At 33.2% G+C, this 9469-nt stretch carries 11 protein-coding genes; 7 read left to right on the forward strand and 4 right to left on the reverse strand.

Features of this window, described 5'->3' with window-relative positions; all coding sequences use genetic code 11:
- Positions 1–192: 192 nt before the first annotated feature.
- Positions 193–816, reverse strand: a complete 624-nt coding sequence (locus BM012_RS25645) for a DUF2238 domain-containing protein (RefSeq protein ID WP_061804531.1) — start codon at positions 814–816, stop codon at positions 193–195.
- Between the two features lie 371 nt (positions 817–1187).
- Between BM012_RS25645 and BM012_RS25650 the strand changes: the two genes are divergently transcribed.
- Entirely contained in the window at positions 1188–1667 is a 480-nt protein-coding gene (locus tag BM012_RS25650; RefSeq protein WP_061804532.1) for a GNAT family N-acetyltransferase, read from the forward strand.
- A 157-nt stretch (positions 1668–1824) separates the two neighbouring features.
- Positions 1825–2163: a hypothetical protein gene (locus BM012_RS25655; RefSeq protein ID WP_061804533.1), complete on the forward strand. Its 339-nt coding sequence runs from the start codon at positions 1825–1827 to the stop codon at positions 2161–2163.
- A gap of 210 nt (positions 2164–2373) precedes the next feature.
- On the opposite strand, the gene BM012_RS26650 is transcribed toward BM012_RS25655, so the two are convergent.
- Complete coding sequence (locus BM012_RS26650; protein ID WP_167360164.1) at positions 2374–2538, reverse strand: hypothetical protein; 165 nt, start codon at positions 2536–2538, stop codon at positions 2374–2376.
- 287 nt (positions 2539–2825) lie between these two features.
- Between BM012_RS26650 and BM012_RS25665 the strand changes: the two genes are divergently transcribed.
- Positions 2826–3566 carry a gamma-glutamyl-gamma-aminobutyrate hydrolase family protein gene (locus BM012_RS25665; protein WP_061804535.1) on the forward strand — a complete coding sequence of 247 codons (741 nt, stop codon included), beginning with the start codon at positions 2826–2828 and terminating at the stop codon, positions 3564–3566.
- A gap of 283 nt (positions 3567–3849) precedes the next feature.
- Positions 3850–4299 (forward strand): helix-turn-helix domain-containing protein, encoded by a 450-nt coding sequence (locus BM012_RS25670; protein ID WP_061804536.1) that lies wholly within the window; start codon positions 3850–3852, stop codon positions 4297–4299.
- A gap of 967 nt (positions 4300–5266) precedes the next feature.
- Here the strand turns inward: BM012_RS25670 and BM012_RS25675 are convergent.
- A complete protein-coding gene (locus tag BM012_RS25675; protein ID WP_061804537.1) occupies positions 5267–5449 on the reverse strand; it encodes a CrcB family protein in 183 nt (60 codons plus the stop codon).
- Between the two features lie 181 nt (positions 5450–5630).
- On the opposite strand from BM012_RS25675, the gene BM012_RS26655 reads away from it, so the two are divergent.
- Together BM012_RS26655 and BM012_RS25680 are read left to right on the forward strand one after the other, a co-directional pair.
- Complete coding sequence (locus BM012_RS26655) at positions 5631–5804, forward strand: hypothetical protein (protein ID WP_161939313.1); 174 nt, start codon at positions 5631–5633, stop codon at positions 5802–5804.
- Positions 5805–6455: 651 nt separating this feature from the next.
- Positions 6456–7202, forward strand: coding sequence for a YqjF family protein (locus BM012_RS25680; protein WP_061804538.1), 747 nt, complete (start codon positions 6456–6458; stop codon positions 7200–7202).
- Between the two features lie 323 nt (positions 7203–7525).
- Here BM012_RS25680 and BM012_RS25685 read toward each other — a convergent pair whose 3' ends face one another.
- Positions 7526–7909 (reverse strand): DUF2512 family protein, encoded by a 384-nt coding sequence (locus BM012_RS25685; RefSeq protein WP_061804539.1) that lies wholly within the window; start codon positions 7907–7909, stop codon positions 7526–7528.
- A gap of 722 nt (positions 7910–8631) precedes the next feature.
- On the opposite strand from BM012_RS25685, the gene BM012_RS26710 reads away from it, so the two are divergent.
- On the forward strand, positions 8632–8916 hold the full coding sequence (locus tag BM012_RS26710) for a hypothetical protein (protein ID WP_201030248.1): 285 nt from the start codon (positions 8632–8634) through the stop codon (positions 8914–8916).
- The last annotated feature ends 553 nt before the right edge of the window (positions 8917–9469 follow it).

A 9469-nucleotide genomic window follows, 5' to 3' on the forward strand; every position in this document is an offset into this window, starting at 1 on the left:
AATGGGAGGCTTGAGCCGTATGAGTTGAAAGGCTCACGTACGGTTCTTAGGGGAGTTAGGGGCAGCGATGCCCCTCGCTTACCCGACTGAACTGAAAATGAATATGATATATATACATTTTCAAGATGAAATAGGGTTTTTGCTTGTTTCAACTTATTGTTTAATAACATATACAAAACGTGGTCCACTCTTTTAGTGCTTCTTTTTTAGTAACCTGTTGTGTAGTTTTGAAAGAATGAGTAGTGTAAGAATCGAACCAACTAAAGTAAACGACATATCCCACTGTGTATCCCAAATATCGCCTTGCGTACCTAAAAAATCTTTAGCAGCTTTTCCTCCCTTTGTTATTTTAGAAACTAGCCATTCAATGATTTCATATAAGGAAGCGATTGCAAGCGAGATACTTGTAATAATGGCAAATAACCAAGGTCCTTTGGTTAGTGGCGTTTTTCGTAATAGTATTTCCCTTATTACAATTGCAAACAAACCTTTTAGAAAATGTCCAAATCGATCGTAGTGATTTCGTTTCAAATCGAAAACATCTTTTATCCAATTAAATAAGGGAACCTTTGAGTAGGTGTAATGACCGCCGACAAACGTAAGAATAGCTAGAATTGCAATAATAGTATAGGAGAGGGTAGTGAGACGAAATTTATTGTAAGTTGCAATTACAATAATCATTCCAACCACGGCAGGACTGACTTCCAATGTCCATGTCAAATATCTCCCTACTGGTTTGATCATTGACCATATGAAAACTGCAGTAACAAACAATAGTAAAAACAAATGAATCGTGTTACTTTTTCCTTTAATCACTTCCGTCACTCCTATTAACAAATTTTCAGGTCTTTCTCTGTTCTCTTGGTAATGCTGTTTGGAATTTATTTAAGAATCATTCTTTACTGCATAGTTTTATCGGACGGAGCTTATATTCTTTACGAATATAGGAATCCCCCACTTCAAGCTTGCTAAGTGGGAGTAGTTTACTCAAAATGTTGGATAGTATTCATTCCCTCTAAAATAATCATACTATTGTTTACTTTTTTGATTTACTTTGATATGGGGAATAACGTATTGTTCAAATTGTGGGAATTTGAAATAATTGGTATTAAACGATGTGAAAGAAATGTTAAGCAGGGTTATTGTCAAAGAGTCTTATTTATATTCTAGTTTTAAAGGGGGGGATTTTGATTATTTACATAAGGCAATCCATAGAGTCTGATTCTAAAGAGTTAATGGATTTAAACAATTTAATTTTGAATAACTCTAATACTCCTGCGTTTTTTTATTGGGAATCATTAGAGGAATATTCTAAACAATGCCCAGTTGGAAAACAGTTTGTTGCTATTATCAATGATAAAGTTGGAGGTTATATTGGTTATAAAAACCCTACAGGTCTAAAGTCCAACAGTCATGTATTAGAAATTGATATTGGCGTTCACCCTGACTTTCAAAGGAAAGGTGTAGGAAGAGCGCTATTGAATTATATATCTTCATGGGGTAAAAAGAACGGTTTTACAAAAGTTTCACTTCGTGTGCTTTCCACAAATCAATCTGCTATTCCATTTTATATTTCAAATGGCTTTAAAGAACAAGGAACGCTAAAAGATGAATTTTTAATCGATGGGAAATTCGTTGATGATATTTTAATGTATAAAATGTTATAACGGTTTCTTCAAGTATCGGGCGCGATTGTGGAACATCAAAATGTATACATTTTATAATGATAAGGTTCGTTTAAATATAAATAGAATACTGTATTTCTTTCTAACTGATACTATATCTGTACATTCATATTTATATCGATATAAGGAGGATATAGTAATGAGCAATTTGGATCAGCACAGAATTGGATTAATTCATGAAGGGCATTTCTATGAAGTACTTATCAATAAAGAACCGACCATATTCAAAGAGGATCTTTATCCGCAAGTAGCGCGTCTTCCTATGGAGTTGAACTGGCCTAAGGAAGATGAAAAAAAATTAGTCGTCGTTTCTTACAATTCCACAGGAGAAGGTCATCAACCATTTATAAGCAAGAGATCGAATCAGTTACCGGAAGATGGTGTAAAAATGTTATTAGAGCAACGTATTGAGTCTTCTAACTGCTTTTCACCTTCTCCTGTTGGTGGATCAGTGAACTTGCCTCAAGACACAGAATAATAAACCTTCCTCCTGTGAAAATTTAACCCTACTATAGGGAATTCGACTTCCATTAAATTCAAAAAGGTCAACTAACAGTGGGTAAATAAGAATAAAATAAAACTTTAGTATGCATAATAACAAACACACCGTTCTAGTAAGTCGTTCGCCAATAGGTGGATGATACACAGATTAAACCCTTATCCAATGGATAAGGGTTTTTGAGCTTTTTTATTTAGTTTTGTTTAGTGAAGCTTTATCTAACAATTGCATAGAAAAAATATCTCGTTCTGTGATGCCTAACAATTTCATCTCTTCTTGATAAGATCGCTCTTTTATCACTTTTATAGATTTTATAGTTCCATCTCTTAATGTATATTCTTGATACATTGTCATCTGACTAACTCCTCTAATTTGACAAATTTCTTTCATGGTACCATAAGGCCTAAAGAAAAAAGAGTAGCCTTTATTTTAAATAATAAATTACTCATAATTAATTAAAATATAGATGCTTAATATAATATTTTTTATCATAGAAAATACTGAACAAATATACCGAACAGTTAAACACTGGGGTAAACCAATTGTTGCAGAAGGAATTATTTATTACAATTTGTGGATAAAATAAAGCATAGAAAGTATCTTAGAGAATGGTAATTCAACGGAAAAGGAGAAAGACAACGGTGGAATTTTTAATTGGTATATCAGGAAACATTAGTGTGGATCAAGGAGGACACTTTCCAGGATATAAACGAGCGTATGTAAACAATGATTATATTGAATCAACAACGCTTAGTGGAGGAGTTCCATTTATCTTACCAGTCTTAGAAGATGAAAAAATGATTAAAGTGCAGGCAGAAAGCATAGATGGGTTGATTTTATCGGGTGGGCAAGACGTAAACCCACTTTTATATGGAGAAGAACCTACAACAAAGACTGGAGCACCTTTCTTAGCAAGAGATAAGTCCGAACAACTATTATTAAAGCATGTAATTGATCAGAGGAAACCTGTGTTAGCTATTTGCCGGGGCTTACAAATTTTAAACGTTGCTTATGGTGGGACTCTATACCAAGACATATCAGAAATTGAAGAATCATTTATCAAACATGATCAATATAAAAATACAAGTAATCCTTCCCATTCTATTACTGTTAAAGAAGGAACACACTTACACAGCCTTTACGGTAGTGGAATTCTTATTAATTCATTTCATCATCAAGCAATTAAAGATGTAGCACCTGGTTTTGACGTTTCGGCATGGGCAAAAGATGGGGTTATTGAAGCCGTTGAAAAACAAGGAAATCAGTTTGTAGTAGGCGTGCAATGGCACCCAGAAATGATGGCAAAAGAACATGCTTCAATGTTAAACTTATTTAGACTCTTTATGGAAAAGGTGAAACAGTCCGTCAAGGAAAAAAATTAAGCACAGAATCTAAGCATTCGACTTTCGAGAGACAATATTATAAATAAAAAATCCCATTAGATTTAAATTGTTTTATAGGGAACAAATTTAAATTCACTCGATAAGAGTCCATATCGATACTAAGAGATCATAAAATGTCCGTAAAAGTATACTTTTACGGATTTATAATTACTAGTTAGCAGTTTCTAAAAGCAACTTAAAGTTGCTTTTAGAAACGTCAGGTTGGTTTAACCTTTTATGAGTACGATATAAAATTAATCTTAACTTGAAAGGAGAGAAATGAATGAATAGAGGAGAAAAGATAGCTAAAGCACGAAGAGAAATGAATTTAACCCAAGATCAACTAGCCGAAATGTTGGAAGTAACGAGGCAAACTATTTCAAAATGGGAATCTAATTTAGCATATCCTGAATCGGTTAAATTAGGGAAGTTAGCTGAAGTATTAAATGTTACTTGCGATTATTTATTGCGTGAGAACCAGACAACTTCTCCATCTCCATCTGTAGAAGTAACTATGAGTAATTCAGGTAATTACACACTTGATTGGTCTAAACTATATCCAATACTTAATGAATATCAGGATACGGTTGATTGCCCTCACTATTATGAAAAAATTTATGGAATGGTCAAAGAAATAATGGTCCAATACAAATATTCTTCAGAGGATACATTTTTAATCCTTAAAGATTTACTATATCAAGTATATTTACAAATGGAAAAAAAAGTTCAATGAGAACTCCTTTTTTTAAGATAAATGATTAAGACAACTTGAAGCAGTAATGATTCGTTCTCTTACTATATATGTCGAAGCAAACCCTATCTTTTTATCAAAAGATGGGGTTTCTATTATTAAATTATATATAATAGAAAAAGTTAGTTTACATAAAACATGGTTACAGGTAGCACAAGATTACATACCTTTTGGTTTCCAAAGAATTTATGCTTTTAATTCCCTTAGTTATACTTTTACGGAGGTTCAATTAATGAGATGCATTTAAATTTTATAAATGGCACCAAAAACCCCTTCCTCTGTTAGTAAAGAAGGGTTATGTAGTGTAAGATATTATGAAAAGAGGGTTACTTTCCTTAATATAATAATAAACCTATTTTTACCATTTGTAAATTTTAAATATGTTAAAATTTATCATTATTCAAAAAAGGAAGAACTTACTTAACATAAAACATGGTCTTAACCTTAATAAACACTATCTCTAGGGAAGGATTATAAAATTTCCCTATCTTAATTTGTTCATTATGGTTTGTTTCACACCTTATTCCTATCCTAACTAGTGATTACTATAAGAAATGAATAACAACCCCTATTATGAGTAAACTAAAAGGGAGCCCACAATTGATTTATGTGGGTACTGAACACCTATTCGTCTACACTTTTACGCTAAAACTAAGAAATAACCCCTTTCTTGAGAGGTTATTTTTTGGTTTTTCTATACGATGCCCCACGCAAAATTAGTTAATATAATTGAAGTTATAGGCAGTTTTTTGCTTATATGAATAATACAGAGTAATTAGAACAAACTATTCAAGGTATGTAATATATCGCTCTTAAAAGTTGATGTGCATTAGAAAACAATACTGACTGCAAGCAGTAGTGTTTTCTATTTTCACGCTGTATAAGATACTTATTTTTAGTTCCCATAATGTTGCTTATAAGAAGTAGAAAGGCTCTCTAATGATATTTATTATAAAGGGAGCTTTCTTCCCTTCTTAATCCTTTTTAATGTCATATCTGCAAATGCTAGTAAAATGTCTCCAATATAGTTATAAGCTAAATAAGGATATAAAATAGAGTGCTTTTTGTTTTCGCGGAGTTGAACGTTCTCCAGCTTAAAGGTAGAGAATGTGGTGAACGTGAACGAATCCATACAACCTACTCCTAAGAAGAAATAGAGACTAGCTATCGTACTTATTCCTACAATCCATCTTAATACTTTATATATATAAAATAAAACATGGAAATCTTCAATAAAAGTTACCATTCATCTTTATATAAGCAATAGACAAATTAAAAGAGTGCATCTTGTTTACTTTAAGGAGGTTTTTATTATGACTCACAACAATCAAAAACAGAACAATCGAAAACAAAAGCAAAAAGATACTCAATTATTTGGAAAGAACGCTACAGATGTTGAATTAGGACAAGAGTTAGGAAGTATTCGCCAAGAGATTTCTCAATTAAGTCAAAGTTCCATATCCTTCTTTGCTTCTTATATTGTATAAGGTACCCAAACTTAGTTCCCATGATGTTGGTTATAGGAATTTATAGAAGTTAGATATTAAAGTTTATACGAATAACATTTAAAAGTTTACACAAGCTACCCAATATGAAGTGACACACTCGATATAACCCCTTTTTCTAAAAGCAGAAAAGCTCCCCACCGCCAAAGGGAGTTTTTCCGTTTTCTTAATGTATATTCCATTCATAATTAGTTCATATAATAGATCTTATAGGACATAAACTAATCAAACGAACCTTTTAAGCTGTTGATGTATCTAGAAAAACTATTAATGTATTCTCCTCTACGTAAAAACCCTTTGTTAACGCCAAACAAAGGGTCTCTTTTTATTTAACTTATGTTTAGTATCCTGTGGCACAGGGAATCAACTAACAAAACGAAATATGAGAAATGATTAGGATGAAGGAAAAGATAGACAATATTATTTGCGTAAATGTCTGTAACAAGTTGAAATGAATGGATACATTTATATACTTATCAAACAAGTCTCGGTAGAGGGATAGATTTTTGTATCAGTTCTCTTCCTTTTATATCAAATATGGGGATGAGTACTTCCCATGTTGTCATAGGGTTTGAAACTACAGGATATTCCTCGAAAAATAAGAAAATCATTTAAGAATAAGGAGGTATATCTATGAATACATCACATAGACCTTTTCCACCACCTAGAGGTCCTTGGATTATGTCCCAAACCTGGAACGATGTGCTCTTCGCTCATTGGGAAGTCTCTCCTAGAGAGCTTCGTGCGAAAATCCCTCCCATGCTTGACCTAGATACCTATCAGGAAAAGGCATGGATTAGTATTCTCCCCTTCTATTTGACTCATTTACGTGCACGTTTTTTGCCGCCCATTCCCAAAGTCCATTCTTTCCCTGAATTAAATCTCAGAACTTACGTCTCTTACAAAGGGCGACCAGGTATTTACTTTTTCAGTCTTGATGCGAGTCATCCTCTCGCTGTATTAGCTGCGCGTTCTTTTTTTCATTTACCTTATTACCATGCGCAAATGAGTTTTGAAAAGAACCAGAAGGCTATTCACTTTTGGAGTCAAAGAAAGGATAATAGCCAAGCAAAATATGAAGCTAATTACTCTCCAATTTCTCTATCATCGCCTGCTCCTATAGGATCTCTTGACTATTGGTTAACTGAACGATACAGACTCTATACAACTTTTAAAAATCAATTATATTATGAGGATATTCATCATAAACCATGGTTGCTTCAAAAAGTAGAAGCCTCACTCTCAATAGGTGAAATTATTTCCCCTCGTCATATCGATTTATCCGGAGACCCTACTTTACTTCACTATGCCGAAAAACAGAAAGTCCGATTTTGGCCAATTAAAAAGTGGAAAAATGGTTTAAAAAGAAAGAACTATTAAAGAACTATTAATGTGAATTAATTCCATTATGCGCTTTCTATGACGTTAAGATACAGTGATTTTCATTTACACGGTCATTCGGAGACGCTTATTTAGATATAAAAATAACTGCAGCTTTAAATCCCCCAGATTGAAACGGCCCTAAAGCTCTTATCTTTCAGAACACCAAAACAGATTGGTATTTATATAGAGTAAAAAGTTTATTTTTATCCCTATATTTTTTGGAGATAATAAGGTGATTTAGTATACATCTATACTATCCTTTATATCTTTAAGTATAAATAAAAGAACTGCCCCCTTTTCTAGGACAGCCCTTTTATTTTTTAATGACTAGAGGAAGCTTTTAGTCGCTTATTAGCCCCAAGGTCTTTCCTTAAAATATAAAAATGAAAGAGGTATTCACCTATCGCTATCACTATAGCCGAAATAGCTGCAACTTCTGCCATTGTAGCTGCTTCCATACCTGTTAAAGCGATTCCTAACAACCAGACAACAACAAACGTAACCCCTAAATCTGCCATCGTGGCTACCATGTTAGTTTTTTTAGGTAAAATGTAAAGATCCCCTAATATATAAGAAATCGCACCAAGGACTAGTGTAATAATTAATACGTTAATAAAGGAAATTCCAAATCCTAAGCTAAGGATTAAATATAGGATTGCAAGTGTCATAATCCCTTTGATTAAAAGTGCCTTTACATGATTCATCATGTTTCTCCTCCCTTTAAAATTTCAGGACTTTTCTTGTCCGATTCTCTAGTCCAAAACAAAGTGTTTAATGATGATAAGACTAGCAACATTGGTTGTCATATGAAACCGATTTAAACAAACTGTTCTACCCAATAGGCTCCTTCGTTTTCTGATGGAAATGGGAAAAAAGAATCCCCTTTGCTAATTTCAATTCTTGTTTTCCCCAAATTGGAATCCCCACCAATTATCAGACTATCACCCTTATAAGTCTGTCTCTATAGTGCTTTTCTCTACGTTGAAATGCTCTGATTATACCACGGACAAAACTTCCTCTATTTTTTTATTTAATAACTAATTTCCCTATCAACACTGTATATAAACTTTTATATGGAAAAACAATAGAGTTTTACACAGAATCTATTGAGTATCCTCCTGCTGTTTCTACCTTTTATAAATGGGAGGGATAGCAGTAGAACAAATTAATCAGGAACTCAGAGATATTCAATTCATATACCATCCCCATCACTGTCCAACAAAACATACTTTTACGGACGTGCAAAACATCCATACTTACTTTTTATGGTACATTAATTGTAAATAAGGATTTAACAAATAATAAATAAAACAATTGTTAGAATGATAAAGCCTTAATAAAATATTTATTTAAATCGTTATGTTTATTATAGGATGTAAAAGTACATATTCAGAAGAAAAATTCCAGTCGAAGAGGGAGAATAATTTTGAAGATTCTAAGTGAATTCAACGGTAACGAGTTTAGCATTTCATCTGAATTTAACAGCAACCATCTTATACCTATCATCAAGAATTTATTATTTAAAGCAAAGAACGATTGGGATGACTATGATGAAGTTTATCATTGTTGTCGTTTAATTGAAGAAGTTAAAACGAAAAAAGATATGAACATGGAATTTCATATTATGAAAAGAGAAGGGGAGCATTTAGGTATTGCTCTTGCAAACATAGGTTTACTTGATCTTAATGTATTTTTTAAAGAACCTATTTAAATAGAGGAAAATATTTAAGATATCTTAATACTTAACTATTTTCACATATGTGAGGAAGGACGAGGAAATAGGGAAAAATGGCTTAGAGATGTGATTATGCCATATTATAGAACCAAACGATATCGAGCTATTTATATGAAATCAAGCCATCCACGGGCATTTTCCATGTATACTCGTCTAGGATACGAAATTGGAGGATATATAAGCTATAGTGATAATACGTTATTTAAAAGAGAGGGAAAAGTATTCAAAATACCACTGTAGTTTTATATTTTCGATTCAGTCGGGTAAGCGAGGGGCATCGCTGCCTCTAACTCCCCTAAGAACCGTACGTGAGCCTTTCAACTCATACGGCCCAAGCCTCCCATTGCAGGTCCATTTGCTGTCGTATCTTCGTCACACACCATACTGGTAAGTAAAACGTACGCCGACGCTCCAAATGGAGGTATACATAACAGTACGTTTCTTTCGTCAAAAGATAGCCACAACCTTATGTACCTACGAGAGACCAACGAGAAGTCAGCTCCCTTTCGGGCCTATCATAAGTTTGTCC

Source organism: Priestia endophytica DSM 13796, assembly GCF_900115845.1.
Taxonomy (GTDB): Bacteria; Bacillota; Bacilli; order Bacillales; family Bacillaceae_H; genus Bacillus_I; species Bacillus_I endophytica.